Below are 13,912 nucleotides of genomic sequence, written 5' to 3'. Positions count from 1 at the left end.
TTTCGCTCGGTGCACCCGTAGCTCAGCAGGATAGAGCACAAGATTCCTAATCTTGGGGCCACAGGTTCGAATCCTGTCGGGTGCACCACTTCGGAACAAAGCTGGGCACTGGCCCCAGCTTTGTTCCCGGACCCGGTTTTCCGGCGAGAACCTCGAACAGCCGCGATTTCGAGCCGATGATGCGAACCTCGCCTTCGTCCACTTCCACGTGCTGGGCGAGCGCACGCAGGTGATCGCGGCGGTAGCCGCCACCCTCGATCCTGATTCTCTGACGGGCGGTGCTGGCGAAGCTGGCGAGCATGTCCGGGGTGATCGACTTGCGCCCTGAGCTGTCCAGCGAGGCGATGGCCCGCTCGGCATCGACGCGGGCCTGATCGCGGGTCGCCTTCAAGGTGGCGATGCGATCCTTGAGATCGGCATCGTCGAGGTCGGCGATGCCGGATTCTATCGCGTCGAACAGCCGCTTCAAGCGCTGGTCGGCTTCCGTCGCCCGCTTGTTGAGTTCAGCGATATGCGCGCGCTTGCGTGTGGTGCGCTCCTCACGCCGGTCCAGCACGCTGGTCAGGATGGTCTCCAGCCGCTGCGGCTGCAACAGGCGGTCCTCAAGGTGCCCCGCGACGAGATCGTCCAGCTTCTCCATCGGCACGGTCATGCCGGTGCAGCCGGTCACGCCCTGCCGCGCCTTGGTGGAACAGGTATAGTAGCGATAGCGCCCGCCCTTGCCGGTGCGGATGGTCATGGCCCCGCCACATTTCGCGCAGTGGATGAGGCCGGTCAGCAGAGTGGGGCCGCCCACTACCTGCGGCGGCGCAACCCTGGGATTGCGGGCCTTCATGCGGGCCTGAACGGCATCAAAGATCGCCTGATCGATGAGGGCGGGCACGTCAACGACGACAATCTCGGAAGCCGGGTTCCGCTTGCGGCCCTTGCCGGTCCGGTTGAACTCGTGGCGGCCGGTGTAGGTCGAGCGGGTCAGAATCTGATGGACCGCGCCGACACCCCAGCGCCCGCCGTCGCGGGTGGTGATCCCGTTGGCATTGAGCCAGGTGGCGATGGCCTTGACGCCCATAGGGCCGTTGGTGCCGTCACCCTGCGAAGCGAGACTGAATATCCGCCGCACGGTATCGGCGTGCAGCGGGTCGATCTCGATCTTCTTCTTGGCCTTGGCCCCGCGCTGCTCGGCCACGACCGTGCGATAGCCGATGGGTGGGAGCGAGCCGTTCCAGAAACCCTGCCGTGCATTCTCGCGCATGGCGCGCAGCACATGCTTGGCGGTTTCCTTGGACTGGTATTCGTCGAACAGCGCCATAATCTGCCGCATCATGTTGTGCATCGGATCGTCGCCCATTTCCTGGGTGATCGAGACGAGGCGGACGCCGTTCTTGGCGAGCTTGCGGATGTAGAACTCCAGCTCGAAGTGATCGCGGAAGAAACGTGAGAAGCTGTGAACGACAACGACATCGAACGGAGCGGGCTTGGACGTGCCCGCCTCGATCATCCGCTGGAACTCCGGGCGGCGATCATTGGTGGCGGTGGCTCCCGGCTCGATGAAGGTTTCGACGAGCTGGTAGCCGCGCGCCTCGCAATAGGCTTCTCCCTGCCTCTGCTGATCGGGAAGCGATACGGCATGTTCGGCCTGCCGGGCGGTCGAGACGCGCAGGTAAAGCGCCGCGCGCTGGATGATCGTTGTCATGCCTGATCTCCGAATGAGGCTGCATCGGGCGTCGCGCGCCCGGTAAGGGGAAGGATCAATTCGATGCGGTCATAAACCACGGTGGGGATGACCTTGCGCCCGTGGCGCTCCATGCGGACGATACCATAACTGGCGAGCGTGCTGAGCGAGCGGGAAAGGTTGGACTTGGCCCGGCCCGTCAGTTCGACCAGCTCGTCGAGCGAGCCGGGCGATCTTTCCGCGATGAGTCGCAGCATCGTGCGGTTGTCGGCCGTTAGCAGGCGGGCAAAGGATTCGGTGGAGGGGAACCAGGCAACAGGATCGTCGGGGGCAGCGTCTGGCGAGATGCCTGCATCTCTGATCCCTGCTATCAGCGTTGGCATGATTTGTCCTCGTGCGGGGGTAAGGACAAATATTATCATCACAACGCAACCATGCAAGTGCCGATCAGGCATCCCCCGAACAGTTCGTCGAACAGGTCGCCGAACCACGCCTCGAACACGTCGATTTCGGCCTCGCTGACCGGCACCGGGTCGGGCCAGTCGTCGATGACGGACCAGGTGGCAAGGTCATGCTTGGGCGGACGGCCCATTGGTAAGGGGTAGCCCAGCAGCGCCTCAAGCTGCTCGGAAGCGGTCGGCGGATATCGCTTGCGCGGGCGGGGCATTGTCAGTCGGCTCGCGGGTGATGGGCCGTGCGATGCCAGCCCGCGGGATCGGCGATCCAGGCATCGATGGCGCTCTCGTGCCACCCCGCGCCGTGGGCGCCGATCTTGATCTGCGGCGGGAACGTCCCCTCGGCGATCTTGCGGTAGATGCTGGATCGGGACAGGCCGGTGCGGTGAAGCACGGTCCTCATGCGGATGATACGCTCGGGGGGCTGCATGGTTCGGGGCCGCTCGCTGGATCGTTGCAACATGCCCCGGAACCCAGCAGGACAGCTCCGCATCGTGCGCGCAAGAGGTGTGGATGGAGCGTAGCAGGCTGGCGCAGAAAAACAGGCAATCGGCGGGTTCGCATGGTGAGGTGCCCGCCTGGATGCAGGCGGGCACCCGGCACCGGCCTACATCCCGATGCTGATGCCCCGCCCGATTCCGTAGTCGATGCCGTGCTTGAAGCATAACTCCCGGCCGATCGATCGCTGCGAGTCCATCGCGACACCGAGAGCAGTCTTGCGGTTGGCGAGCACCGATTCAAGTTGGGGATCACGTTCGAGTTTGAAAGCCATCTCGCCCATTGCTCGCCGCGTGGCGCGATAGCCGCTGATGTCGCTGCCCTGATATTGGGTTGCGCTCTTCGTCTCCAGCTTCTGCCAGCGCTCGACGAACCGGTCGGCGCGAAGCTCCGGGTTGGTGCGGATTTCGGTTTCGAGCTCGAGCGCGGTGACGGCGCGCTGGAACCTGCCACCGGCCGCTTCGGTGGGAAGCGCCGGGTTCTTGGCATAGGCGGCCTCGGCATCGCGCCAGCCAAAGGGCCGCACCTCCTCGAACGCTTTGCGGGAGTCGGTCAGCTCGCGCATCTGCTCCGTGCTCGGCTTGCCGCCCGCATCCTCGGCCTTGAACACCGCATCGACCGCCTGGGCGTGACGCCTGAGCGCAAGGGTGCGCTGGCGGCGCAGCGCCGCCTCCGGGTCCGCAGACCCGCGCGCAGGCGTCGCCCGTTCGCTGTCGCGCTGCACCTGCGGCTTGCCATCAAGCTTGCCTTCCCTTTCCGGCCCCAGCGCTGCCGGCACGGCAGGCCCGCCCCTCTCGGACGGCCGCAACCCGTCGAACAGGTCGCACACCTTCTCTGGCACCACCTTCCTGACGATCTCGACCACACGCTCGCGGAACGTGAGCCCGCGCCGCTCGGCATAGTCGCGGGCAGGGTCGCCGCGCGCATAATCGAACGCCATGTCCTTCGAGCGGTCGCGCGACAGGGTGCGGACAAGCCGGTCCCGATCGGCAAAATCGTCGCGGCCGTAGTGAAGCTGCACGCTATCCCGGTGGCGCGACAGCGAGACATAGCTGCCATGGGCATCCATGCCGGGCGTGGCGAGCACATGGGCACGGTCCACCGTCATGCCCTGTGCCTTGTGGATCGTGGCGGCATAGCCATGATCCACATGGGCGAAGTCCTTCAGCTCGAACGACACCGACCGTCCGGCATCGAGCCGCACGGTCATCGCTTCGCGGCCAACCTGCTCGACGGTGCCGAGCGTGCCGTTCTTCACCCCAAGATTCCGGTCATTCCTGAGGAACACGAGGCGGTCGCCGGGTGCGAAGCTGCGTGTCCCGCGCTCGACCTGGATGGACACTTCCTCGCCCAGCGCGCCGCTCTCGCGCATCCGCGTCCGGGTCAGATCGGAAAGTTCGCGCACTTCGGCATTGGTGTGGGTGAAGATGATCCGGCTCTTGTCGGGATTGGCAAGCCGGTCCTCGTCCCAGCGGTCCACTAACTCGTCGCGGGCGCTCTCGCGGGTCGCCGCTTCATGCACCATGCCATGACCGGCATAGGCGTGGATCGCCGCGCGGGTTTCGCCGGTGGCGAGGTCGCGCGTGGCATCGCGCTGCCATTGCTCGTGCTGGCGGCGCACTTCGGTGATCTCGACGCCGCCGTGCCGATCGTGGAGCGAGCGGAACGCCGCGCCCGCCTCGATCGATTGCAACTGCTGCGGATCGCCGACCAGCACCACCTTGGCCCCGACGCTGGCGGCATGACCAAGCACGCGCTCCATCTGCCGCGTGCCGACCATCCCCGCCTCGTCGATCACCAGCACGTTGCGCGAGGCGAGCAGGTCGCGGCCCTGCGCCCAGCCATGTTCCATGCTGGCGATGGTGCGCGAGGTGATGCCCGAACCCGATTGCAGATTTTCCGCCGCAATGCCGGAAAGCGCGACACCGCGCACCTCATAACCGGCGGCTTCCCACGCCTCACGCGCCACGCCGAGCATGGCCGACTTGCCGGTGCCCGCATAGCCGACCACCAGCGACAGATCGTGCCCCTCGGTGACATGGGCAAAGGCGTCCCGCTGCTCCGCCGACAAGGTGAGGCCCGTCCGTTCGGATTGCGCCAGCGCCGCTTCCCTGTCCCGGTCATCTACGCCATGCCGCTCGCGTTCCGCCATCGCCTGCGCCGCGCGGTGCATCGCCTGCTCCGCCTCGATCATCGACCGCGAGGTGAAGCGGTCGTTGCCGAAACGATCCTGGCCGAGTTCGACCAGATTGTCGCAACCCTTCACCGCGCTCATCACCGCGTTGAACTGATCGAGCCCGTCCGAATGCCGGTGCGCGAACTTCGCGAAGTCGCGGTTCGTGAACGTCGATTGCTGCTGGGTCATCGCGTCCAGCGCCAGGTCGGGATTGGCGATGATCTTTGCGCCGTTGGCGTGGGCGATCTCGCGGTGTTCTTCGGCGCGGTCGGCCAGTAGTCCGTCGCGCTCCATTCGTTGAGCCGGGCCGCCGATCTCGTGCTGGGGTTCAAGGGCGATACCCTGCGCTTCCAGCGAACGGTGATCGACCCGCGCGTCGATATCGAGTTCGGCAAGGCGTTCGTTGACATGGCTCGCCCAACGCTCGCGCCAGCGTTCGAGCAGGGCCTTGTCGTTCCACTCGCGAACCTTGGCCCCGAACGCCGGATCGCCGTTCTCGTCGAGCGTCGCTTCCCGCATGGTGAGCATGACATGGGCATGGGGATTGGCGGGATTGTCCCAATGGACATTCACGTCTGCGACCATGCCGTGATCTACGAACTCGGCTTGCACGAAGTCGCGGACCAGCTCAGTGCCCTCGCGCTGGTTCATTTCGACCGGAATGGCGACTTCAATCTCGCGGGCGAGCTGCGCGTCCTTGCGCAATTCCGCTGCCTCGACATCGTTCCACAATCGCTCACGGTCGCTCCATTCCTCCGATGCGCCGTCGGACAGCATCACCTCGGAATGGACGACGCCGCCCTTGGCGCGGTAATCATGATCGCGGTCGAGCCGTTCGTCGTGCAGGCGTTCGCCCGAACGATAGGCAGCCGCCGCCACCGCGCTGCGGCCCATCTTGCGGCCGATGATCTGGGCGGAGAAATGGTAGATCGCCATCGCGATCGTCCAGATACTCTGCCAAAGCGCACGTCGGAACGACGTATAAGCGCGCCCTTCTCGAAAAAATCCGAGCAGGGACTGGGCCGTCCCGCACTGTCTCATCGGCCTTACAGCATCGCGGACGACGCGCGATTACAACGGTTCCATCGACAAAGACGGAGACGAGAGATGCGCAAGCCCCGTGACTATGATGCGGAACTGAAGGCGCTGGAAGACAAGGCCCGGCAACTGAAAACCCGCAAGGTGCAGCAGCTTGGCGAACTGATCATCGCCACCGGCGCCGATGCGCTGACGCTTGACGAACTGGCCGGTGCGCTGATCGTGCTGGCCGAGATGAAGGATGCCGCCAAGCGCGAGGCTTGGGCCAAGCGGGGAGTGTCGTTCTTCGCGGGGCGACCCCGTGCCAGTCGCGGGGCCGGAAAGAGGGAGGGCAATGTCGGCACCGAATCTGCGCGATCTACGGCACCGTCTGATGCAAACGCTGGCGACGCTCTCCCGCTTGAAGGCGGCGCGCAATCGGCATCTGGCGGCGCGGGCGCGCGCTGACATGCGCGACTGGCAGGTACAGCGGCGCGAGCGGACCAAGCATCTGATCGAGCTGGGCGGCCTCGTCGTCAAAGCCGGGATCGTCGAGCTCGTCGATGACGATCGGGCGGCGCTTTACGGCGCGTTGCTGTGGATGGCCGACATGTTGCGTAGCGAGGACGGCGTACACGCCCGCGTGCTTTGGAAGCGCAGGGGTAAGCGCACATTCGAGGGCGAACAGCTTGAGGCAAAAGAAGATCGGGCCATTGGTCGATGATCGCCCCGTAAAGCTCTCGATCGAATTGCCAGCGACTATCCACCGCGACCTCGTCGACTATGGTGCTGCACTGGTCGTTGAAAAGCTGGTCGCGCCGATGCTCGCCCGGTTCATGGCGACGGACCGGGCCTTTGCGAAGGCGAAGCGGTCGGCTTAGCCCTACTGTCACCTGTCGGGGGTCGGGACCGCGTATGTGGCGCTGGGCGGCAATACCTCTGCGCCACGCGGTCGCGGCTGTTTACGTTCGATTTACATTTTCGAAGCAACGGGTCCGCTGCGCCTCCCGCTTCGCGATCATCCTGTTCGTCGGCCAGAGCGCGCGGCAACAGGAGACGAACGCTGCCCGACAAGAAACGGCTAGGCCGGCGCGAAGCCTATATTCGCGCCGATGTCATGTTCGGGCACGAGAAGCTGGTCCGGTCCTACGGCGGTGACCCGTTCGACCTGGCAGCCCGAGTTGGCCTGCCCAGGAAGGCGTTCACGCATAGCGACATGCTGATCTCCTGGTCGCGGCAGGGCGTGTTCTGCGAACTGGTCGCCGAGGAACTCGACCGGCCCAACTTCGGCCTCGAGCACACCATGTCCCTGCCGGACACCTTTCCCAATTCAGGTGCCGCCATATTCCTCTCGCAGATAACCGGGACATTCGAGGAATGGATTCACGCCTGCGAGCGTTTCACCCGCTTCCACACCAACGCCTGGACGCTGCATCTGATCAAGGACGATAGCCCGTTCGCGCGTCTCAGGGTTCTGGAAGATCCCTTGGCAAGAGCGCCTCGCCAGCAGGCCGAGGGACTGGTTTCCTCGCTCTACAGGATGGCGCGAACGGTGATAAATGCCACGACCGAGACGAACCACCTGGTCCGCTTCCGTCATCCCAAGCCGAGCGACACGCGGTTGCATGAAGAGCTGTTCGGCTGCCCGATCGAATTTGACGCGCCCTACAACGAAACCGTCTTTCGCCGCGAATATCTGGAGCGCCCCACCGGCGGGCGGCTGGTGACCTTGAGACTCGTGTTCGACGCCTATCTGCGATATCGCATCGCTTCGGCGACAAGCCATTCCGCCTGGTCCTGCCCGATCTGTGCGGCCTCTACGACCAGATCGATGCCTATGTGCTGGAACATCGCCCGGTTCTACTCGACGGCGCGGCGGACCCCGGCACCTTTTTCGTCAAGACGGTGAAGTGGACGAGCCGCGACGCCTCCTACAATCAGACCACGTTCTACGAAGCCTGGCGCCTGACAATCCAGCGCTATGGCATCTACAACCCCTATACAGGGAGGGGTGCGATCGAGGGATTGCTGCCGCATGGCCCGCACAATGTTCGTGACGTCCTCGCCACCCACATCCTCAAGCAAACGGGTTCCTATGAGCAGGCGAGCTACGCGATTCAGGACACGCCAGACACCGTAGCGAAGCACTACGGCCGCTTTCTTCCCCATGACAAGGCGGCGCTGGCCGCGCAGATTTTGAACCGTGTATGGGAGACCGCTTGAAGGTCCAGCGTATGGACAGAGAACCGGAGCAGCAGGAAATCGATTCGGATAGCCTTTTCTCCTTTAATTAAACGTGACCGATATCCAGCATCGAAAGGCAAAAATACTGTCACGGTCGACAAGTCCCGCCAACTCACCGCCCTGCTATATGAACTTTTCGGCCAGTTTCCGTTTGCCAACTGGGTCGGTATAAGTCGTGCGGTCTTCGGCCGGATAATAGAAGCCGGAGATATACAAGTCCGACTTGCCAATCTCGACGCGGATCGACAATTCCATGTTGTCGCTCCATGTGTCCCTGATCGCGGCCTTGCACGTCTCGCCGCGCAGTTCGAACGTGAAGTCGCCATCTTCCTTGTTCCAGCTTTCAACCGCTGCTCGAAGCAGTGTCTCATTGATCGCATCACGCTTCTTTTGCGACAACATATCAAGCGACCATTCCTTGACCGGGCCGAACATGCCTGACTCGTTCATCGTTTCGAGAATCTTTCGCATGTGGCTTCCGGCGTGCTGGTTCACGATGAGCGAACTGCGTGATCCGTGAGGACGCCCGAGGATATACGAACGCATCGACCACCACGTTTCCGCTACTTGGTGGTTACGCGCGTCTTTGACCGTATGCTGCACGAACCATGCGAGCGCGTCACGGCTCTTGATTGTGCCATCGGCTTCAAGTTCCACCGACATGGCTTGGACGACTACAGGATAGGCTTGGTCGGAGTAAAGTGGTTCATCGAGACGGCGCGCATAAAGCCCCGGCACCTTGTTCACCGCCTGGACGATCTTATCTGCCCTGTCCTCTTGATAGGGACAGGTAATGAAGCCGCGAACGAACATCTCCGTGTGATCGACGCCGTTGTATGCCGGTATCTCGGACAAGCCGTTGACGGTGCGCCCCTCTGGCATCGGCGGCAGGGTCCAGATCGGGTGCCAGTCAGGCAGCGTGTAAACTGCATTGCCGAGTTCAGCGATTAGCTCTTCCACGCGCCGCTGCCCTGCTGCCGGGTCATCCAAATTCTTCGTCAGATACTCAATGGTTGCGGCATTCTGCTGCGCTGCAGCGGCTGGGGCTCGGAATTCCATGATACATCCAATTTACGTGAAGTGATACATTCACGTATGTATATACTGTGACGTTCCCAATCAAGGGTCAGCTTAAGTGACTGAGCTCTTTTTGGCTAAGGCGACCGAAGCCGAGTAGCGGGTTTATTCGTTGCCATAGGCGCGACGGCGGAGCGGACGAGCGGCCCGCTGGAGCGACCGCCAAGAGTCTGGCATAGGCGGGCCGCTCGTCTGCGGAGGTGCAGCGATGCAGTCTCGTCCCATGTTGATCCAATCGTGGATCGTCACGCATATTGGGGAACCCGCACCCGCGCGCTGTGCTAGTGGATGCGTTCCGCCGTCTTCAAAGGGTAGATTTTTGAATATCGCCCCGCATGGAAGCAAAGCTAGGCGGCAAACTCACGCATGGAAACAGGCCTCGGCCGACTACGAAGATCACGATCAATTTCGTGCAACGGCGTAGGCACATCTGGGACGATGAGGTTCTTGCTAAAGAACATCACTTCTCGGCCCTTGGTGACGTTACGAGCGCTATAGTTCAGTGTGTATTGCAGCCAAGGGGAACTGGAATACAGATCGTGAATTGGCCGAACATCGTCGTAGGAGACAACCCAGTTTAGGCCCTTCAATGCCCTAACAGATTCCGCAACGGTGGCATGATCATCCGCGCGATAGGCATCATGATACAGAAAGCGACCCTTCTCAAAATATGGCGGGTCGATATACAGAAGCGTCCTTTTGCTAAAGCGCTTGGCGTTCGTCTCGATGAACTTCACGGCATCGAGATTGGTCAATTCAATCCGCGCCCTAAGCGATGCAATTTTTTCGATCCTAGAAATGAGGTCAGACCTGTTAAATCGAGCATCGATCTTCCACTTGCCGGTTTGATCCCGTCCGCCAATGACGCCGCCATTCAAGATTCCAGATCGATTCGTGCGGTTCAGGAAGAAAAATGAAAACCCAAGTCTCAGATAATCAGCCTCATCTGGTCGTCGGAATACATCCTTCTGCCTGTCCCACTCTTCTATGGTTAGCGGGCAATCATGGATCAAGCTACAGAGTTCGTCCGTCGAATTCAGAACGCTGTGCCAGAACGCAAATACCGGCAAGCTGATGTCGTTAATTGAAACTCGGCGCACTACACCTGTGAGTAACAACTCCCACGCAACGGCCGCGCCGCCAGCATACGGTTCAACGTAGCGGCCATCTGACAAGTTATTTGAGCGCACAATCTCCTTCATGAAGCGTGCGAGTTTCCCTTTCCCGCCGGGATAGTGAGGATCAGCGTGCAATAGGCACCCCCTTCGTGGGGTGATCGGCGTGCAAAAAGGACCCCTTCATCCCGGGGATTTAGTCGGCCGACTGGTTTTGATCAGTTGGCGAGAACGGGATGTTGATCGTGGAGACAGTGGTTCGGATTCGGCGTGAGCATGCAGGGGGGAAGGCGATCAAGGCGATCGCGCGCGACCTTCGTTTGTCGCGGAAGGTAGTCCGCAAGGCGATCCGGTCGCCGGAGGCGGCGTTCAACTATCAGCGCAAAGTCCAGCCGCTGCCGCGGATCGGTCCTTATCAGGATCGTCTCGATGCGCTGCTTGAGGAGAACGAGGGGCGCGGCCGCCGCGATCGGCTACGGATGACGCGTATCCATGACCTGCTGGTGCGCGAGGGGTTCGATGGATCCTATGATGCGGTGCGCCGCTATGCGGCGCGCTGGCGTGCTGCGCGGCGGAAGGATGCTGGCGAAGGCGCACCGGCGTTCATCCCGATGACCTTCCAGCCGGGTGAGGCCTACCAGTTCGACTGGAGCCACGAGGATGTGGAGATCGCCGGCAAGCCGATGCGGGTGAAGGTGGCGCATATGCGTCTCTGCGACTCGCGCGCACCCTATGTCCGGGCCTATCCGCGCGAGGGCCAGGAGATGCTGTTCGATGCCCATGCCCGGGCGTTCGCGTTCTTCGGCGGTGTGCCGCGACGCGGTATCTACGATAATATGAAGACGGCGGTGACGGCCGTGTTCACCGGCAAGGAGCGTGTGTTCAACCGCCGCTTCCTGATCATGACCGATCATTACATGGTCGAGCCGACCGCCTGCTCGCCGGCGGCGGGATGGGAGAAGGGCCAGGTCGAGCAGCAGGTCCAGACGATCCGAGGCCGCTTCTTCCAGCCGCGACTCCGGTTCGCCAGCCTGGCCGAGCTCAACGGGTGGCTGGAGGCCGAGTGCCGGCGCTGGGCCGAGCATCATGCCCATCCCGAACGCGGGGATATTACCGTCGCCGAGGCGCTGGATATGGAGCGACCGGCCCTGCAGCCGATCCTGGCACCGTTCGACGGCTTCCATGAGAGCGAGCATGCCGTCACCGGCACCTGCCTCATCAGCTTCGATCGCAACCGCTACTCGGTCATGTCGACGGCCGCACGCCGGACCGTTCAGGTGCGCTCCTATGCCGATCGCATCGTCATACGCTGCGGCGATGCGATCGTCGGGGAGCATGAGCGCCACTTCGGTCGGAACCGCACGATATACGATCCCTGGCATTATCTGCCGGTCCTCGCGCACAAGCCCGGCGCGCTGCGTAACGGCGCACCGTTCCAGGACTGGGATCTGCCGCCCGCCCTGCACCGATTACGGCGAAGGCTCGGCACCGGGGACGAGGCCGATCGCAGGTTCGTGCGGGTCCTCTCGGCGGTGCTCACCGATGGCCTGGAGCCGGTAGAGGCTGCCGTGCGCGAAGCGTTGGCGAACGGAACGGCCAGCGACGAGCTGATCCTCAACATCCTCTCCCGGCGCCGCGAGCCGGCGACACCCCACAGCATCGTCACTTCGGAAGACCGGATGCTGCAGCATCCTCCGCTCGCCGACTGTGCCCGCTATGATCTGCTGCGAGGCTATGATGCAGCGGCATGATATGATCGACACGATGCGCGGCCTCGGACTCAAGGGCATGGCGGCGGCGTTCGACGAGGCGGTCACCACCGGCCTCCAGCGCAAGCGCACCACCATGGAGATACTGACCGACCTGCTCCGTGCTGAGGCGACCCACCGGGATGCAGCCTCCATCCGCTATCGGATGACGGCTGCGAGGCTGCCCGTGGTGAAGGACCTGGAGCGGTTCAGCTTCGAGGGCACACCGATCAATGAGGAGATGATCCGCTCCCTTCACGATGGCTCCTTCCTCCCGCCTCGCCGCAATATCGTGCTGGTCGGCGGCACGGGGACAGGCAAGACCCACCTCGCCATCGCGATCACCGCCAATGTCGTGCGAAGGGGCGCTCGCGCCCGCTACTTCAACACCGTCGATCTGGTGACACGCCTCGAAGAGGAGACCCGGATCGGCAAAGGCGGGACCCTGGCGGCGCAGCTGTCGCGGCTCGATCTGATCGTGCTCGACGAGCTTGGATATCTGCCGTTCGCACGCTCGGGAGGGCAGTTGCTGTTCCACCTCATCAGCAAGCTTTATGAGCGCACCAGCGTCATCATCACCACCAACCTTGCCTTCGGCGAGTGGCCTACCGTCTTCGGGGATCCCAAGATGACTACGGCGCTGCTCGACCGCGTCACCCACCACTGCGATATCATCGAGACGGGCAACGACAGCTGGCGCTTCAAAAACCGCAGCTGACCGCTACCTTCGGCGCCTTCAAAAATCTATCTTGCGCTGCGCGCGCCTCCGGTCGGGCTACGCCCGCCCTCCGCCGCACGCAGCGCAAGGCCATCTTCAACAAACCAACATCATATCCGAAAAAGGGGGTCCCTCTTCGACGCCGATCGGGGGTCCCTTTTGAACGCCGTTTGACACGGGATAGCGAAGCGGGGAGTAGCGGCCAGTTTGAGTGAGCGATGGATGGGCGTCTGGCATTATGCACTTCCATAGGCAGCAATAAAGATTGGGACAGAACAATCCCAACCTGCCCGAAGCGCGTCTGCGGTCGGAATCTGGAACTTGTTGTGAACGAACCCGTTAAGCGACTGGATGGACGTCGGGGACGTCTTCGTAAGAATGTTGTTTCGGAAGCCACGTAGGTCAGCATTTTTCGAACTGTCTGCCGCAACGATATGCTTCAATACCCTATCCGCCTTCTGGGTCAGATCTAACTCGACAGGGGTTCCCCTCCCATTCGTTTCTGATTTGGGCATCTTGTTCGCTTCCATGTAATCGTTGATCGCGAGTTCAACGAAACTGCGGAGCACAAACGCGGCGGAAACCGTAAACCTGTTTGCATCCAAGCCTCCTGCTTCCCGTAGCAGAGCCTCCCCTTTGGTCGAAGTAGGTGCATTAAACGGATGCCGCCTCGGGGCGAGGGTGAGCCGAGGCTTTGGGCTGCTTTTGGTCTTCTGTTTTGTAGAAGTTTTCGAAGCAGCGGTGGCCGCCGGCCGCTTCTTAATATCGATATCTTTGAAGGGGCGTGGGATACCAGATTTGGCTTTCTGCGGCTGAAGGTCATTGGGAAGGTTTTGGAAATAGCCTTCGATATCGGATGCCTTATTGAGATCGCGAGAGTCCACTATTCCGTCCCGCACGTCGTCGATAATCCGACGCAGGACTTGAGGCGGGCTCCGCCGACTGTTTGATCGCGAGCGATCCGGGCGCTCCGAAACGCGTGGCATTCGGATGACGCCGGGTTGCGGCGAGCCGGCCTTCGCCGCCGGGCCGGAGAGCGGGCGGCGAGGCGGGCGGATGAAGGGCAGGTCGATCGGCTTCGTCGAGCGATATTGATATGATTTCCCGTTCAGGCGACAAATTTGGCCATGATTTATGCAAGAATCGCAAGATCATCGAATGAATGGCATATAATTTCGAACGACATGTCCTA

At 62.2% G+C, this 13,912-nt stretch carries 15 protein-coding genes and 1 tRNA gene; 8 read left to right on the top strand and 8 right to left on the bottom strand.

Annotation, left to right across the window (positions count from 1 at the left end; translation table 11 throughout):
* Positions 1-11: 11 nt before the first annotated feature.
* Positions 12-88 (top strand) — tRNA-Arg (locus tag SCLO_RS08080).
* Here SCLO_RS08080 and SCLO_RS08075 read toward each other — a convergent pair.
* From SCLO_RS08075 to traA, 5 genes are all read right to left on the bottom strand, one after another.
* Entirely contained in the window at positions 47-1,693 is a 1,647-nt protein-coding gene (locus SCLO_RS08075; RefSeq protein WP_096362212.1) for a recombinase family protein, read from the bottom strand. The genes SCLO_RS08080 and SCLO_RS08075 overlap by 42 nt on opposite strands.
* Complete coding sequence (locus tag SCLO_RS08070; RefSeq protein WP_066522045.1) at positions 1,690-2,055, bottom strand: HVO_A0114 family putative DNA-binding protein; 366 nt, start codon at positions 2,053-2,055, stop codon at positions 1,690-1,692. The genes SCLO_RS08075 and SCLO_RS08070 overlap by 4 nt, the downstream gene beginning before the upstream one ends.
* Before the next feature lie 38 nt (positions 2,056-2,093).
* Positions 2,094-2,339, bottom strand: a complete 246-nt coding sequence (locus tag SCLO_RS08065) for a hypothetical protein (RefSeq protein ID WP_066522044.1) — start codon at positions 2,337-2,339, stop codon at positions 2,094-2,096.
* Positions 2,340-2,341: 2 nt separating this feature from the next.
* Positions 2,342-2,557: a helix-turn-helix transcriptional regulator gene (locus tag SCLO_RS08060; protein ID WP_066522042.1), complete on the bottom strand. Its 216-nt coding sequence runs from the start codon at positions 2,555-2,557 to the stop codon at positions 2,342-2,344.
* 177 nt (positions 2,558-2,734) lie between these two features.
* Positions 2,735-5,737: a Ti-type conjugative transfer relaxase TraA gene (gene traA, locus SCLO_RS08055; protein WP_066522039.1), complete on the bottom strand. Its 3,003-nt coding sequence runs from the start codon at positions 5,735-5,737 to the stop codon at positions 2,735-2,737.
* Positions 5,738-5,908: 171 nt separating this feature from the next.
* Here traA and SCLO_RS08050 point away from each other — a divergent pair, with 171 nt between their 5' ends.
* The 5 genes from SCLO_RS08050 (at position 5,909) to SCLO_RS08030 (ending at position 8,041) form a co-directional block, all read left to right on the top strand.
* Positions 5,909-6,286: a conjugal transfer protein TraD gene (locus SCLO_RS08050; RefSeq protein WP_066522037.1), complete on the top strand. Its 378-nt coding sequence runs from the start codon at positions 5,909-5,911 to the stop codon at positions 6,284-6,286.
* A gap of 1 nt (position 6,287) precedes the next feature.
* Complete coding sequence (locus SCLO_RS08045; protein WP_066522048.1) at positions 6,288-6,542, top strand: conjugal transfer protein TraD; 255 nt, start codon at positions 6,288-6,290, stop codon at positions 6,540-6,542.
* Entirely contained in the window at positions 6,508-6,699 is a 192-nt protein-coding gene (locus SCLO_RS08040; RefSeq protein ID WP_066522035.1) for a DUF2274 domain-containing protein, read from the top strand. Before SCLO_RS08045 ends, SCLO_RS08040 begins: the two co-directional genes overlap by 35 nt.
* Before the next feature lie 236 nt (positions 6,700-6,935).
* Positions 6,936-7,727: an AraC family transcriptional regulator ligand-binding domain-containing protein gene (locus SCLO_RS23830; RefSeq protein ID WP_083949241.1), complete on the top strand. Its 792-nt coding sequence runs from the start codon at positions 6,936-6,938 to the stop codon at positions 7,725-7,727.
* Positions 7,658-8,041, top strand: a complete 384-nt coding sequence (locus SCLO_RS08030) for a hypothetical protein (RefSeq protein WP_231923389.1) — start codon at positions 7,658-7,660, stop codon at positions 8,039-8,041. The genes SCLO_RS23830 and SCLO_RS08030 overlap by 70 nt, the downstream gene beginning before the upstream one ends.
* Positions 8,042-8,185: 144 nt before the next feature.
* Here SCLO_RS08030 and SCLO_RS08025 read toward each other — a convergent pair whose 3' ends face one another.
* Both SCLO_RS08025 and SCLO_RS08020 read right to left on the bottom strand, forming a co-directional pair.
* Entirely contained in the window at positions 8,186-9,121 is a 936-nt protein-coding gene (locus SCLO_RS08025) for a hypothetical protein (RefSeq protein WP_066522030.1), read from the bottom strand.
* 365 nt (positions 9,122-9,486) lie between these two features.
* On the bottom strand, positions 9,487-10,392 hold the full coding sequence (locus tag SCLO_RS08020; RefSeq protein ID WP_269459040.1) for a DNA adenine methylase: 906 nt from the start codon (positions 10,390-10,392) through the stop codon (positions 9,487-9,489).
* A 98-nt stretch (positions 10,393-10,490) separates the two neighbouring features.
* Between SCLO_RS08020 and istA the strand changes: the two genes are divergently transcribed.
* Positions 10,491-12,005, top strand: coding sequence for an IS21 family transposase (gene istA, locus SCLO_RS08015; protein ID WP_096362065.1), 1,515 nt, complete (start codon positions 10,491-10,493; stop codon positions 12,003-12,005).
* Entirely contained in the window at positions 11,992-12,720 is a 729-nt protein-coding gene (gene istB, locus SCLO_RS08010; RefSeq protein WP_096362194.1) for an IS21-like element helper ATPase IstB, read from the top strand. Before istA ends, istB begins: the two co-directional genes overlap by 14 nt.
* Positions 12,721-12,956: 236 nt before the next feature.
* On the opposite strand, the gene SCLO_RS22880 is transcribed toward istB, so the two are convergent.
* Positions 12,957-13,604 carry a hypothetical protein gene (locus SCLO_RS22880; RefSeq protein ID WP_123905466.1) on the bottom strand — a complete coding sequence of 216 codons (648 nt, stop codon included), beginning with the start codon at positions 13,602-13,604 and terminating at the stop codon, positions 12,957-12,959.
* Between the last annotated feature and the right edge of the window lie 308 nt (positions 13,605-13,912).

It is taken from the genome of Sphingobium cloacae, assembly GCF_002355855.1.
In the GTDB taxonomy this organism is placed as follows: Bacteria; Pseudomonadota; Alphaproteobacteria; order Sphingomonadales; family Sphingomonadaceae; genus Sphingobium; species Sphingobium cloacae.
Note: the sequence above shows the minus strand (reverse complement) of the source record. Positions and strands in the feature narration are given on the sequence as shown.

Excerpts from the sequence above, each read along its gene's own strand:
- SCLO_RS08075 (WP_096362212.1), bottom strand. The coding sequence starts at position 1,693 with ATGACAACGATCATCCAGCGCGCGGCGCTTTACCTGCGCGTCTCGACC.
- SCLO_RS08070 (WP_066522045.1), bottom strand. The coding sequence starts at position 2,055 with ATGCCAACGCTGATAGCAGGGATCAGAGATGCAGGCATCTCGCCAGAC.
- SCLO_RS08065 (WP_066522044.1), bottom strand. The coding sequence starts at position 2,339 with ATGCCCCGCCCGCGCAAGCGATATCCGCCGACCGCTTCCGAGCAGCTT.
- SCLO_RS08060 (WP_066522042.1), bottom strand. The coding sequence starts at position 2,557 with ATGCAGCCCCCCGAGCGTATCATCCGCATGAGGACCGTGCTTCACCGC.
- traA (WP_066522039.1), bottom strand. The coding sequence starts at position 5,737 with ATGGCGATCTACCATTTCTCCGCCCAGATCATCGGCCGCAAGATGGGC.
- SCLO_RS08050 (WP_066522037.1), top strand. The coding sequence starts at position 5,909 with ATGCGCAAGCCCCGTGACTATGATGCGGAACTGAAGGCGCTGGAAGAC.
- SCLO_RS08045 (WP_066522048.1), top strand. The coding sequence starts at position 6,288 with ATGCGCGACTGGCAGGTACAGCGGCGCGAGCGGACCAAGCATCTGATC.
- SCLO_RS23830 (WP_083949241.1), top strand. The coding sequence starts at position 6,936 with ATGTTCGGGCACGAGAAGCTGGTCCGGTCCTACGGCGGTGACCCGTTC.
- SCLO_RS08025 (WP_066522030.1), bottom strand. The coding sequence starts at position 9,121 with ATGGAATTCCGAGCCCCAGCCGCTGCAGCGCAGCAGAATGCCGCAACC.
- istA (WP_096362065.1), top strand. The coding sequence starts at position 10,491 with ATGTTGATCGTGGAGACAGTGGTTCGGATTCGGCGTGAGCATGCAGGG.
- istB (WP_096362194.1), top strand. The coding sequence starts at position 11,992 with ATGCAGCGGCATGATATGATCGACACGATGCGCGGCCTCGGACTCAAG.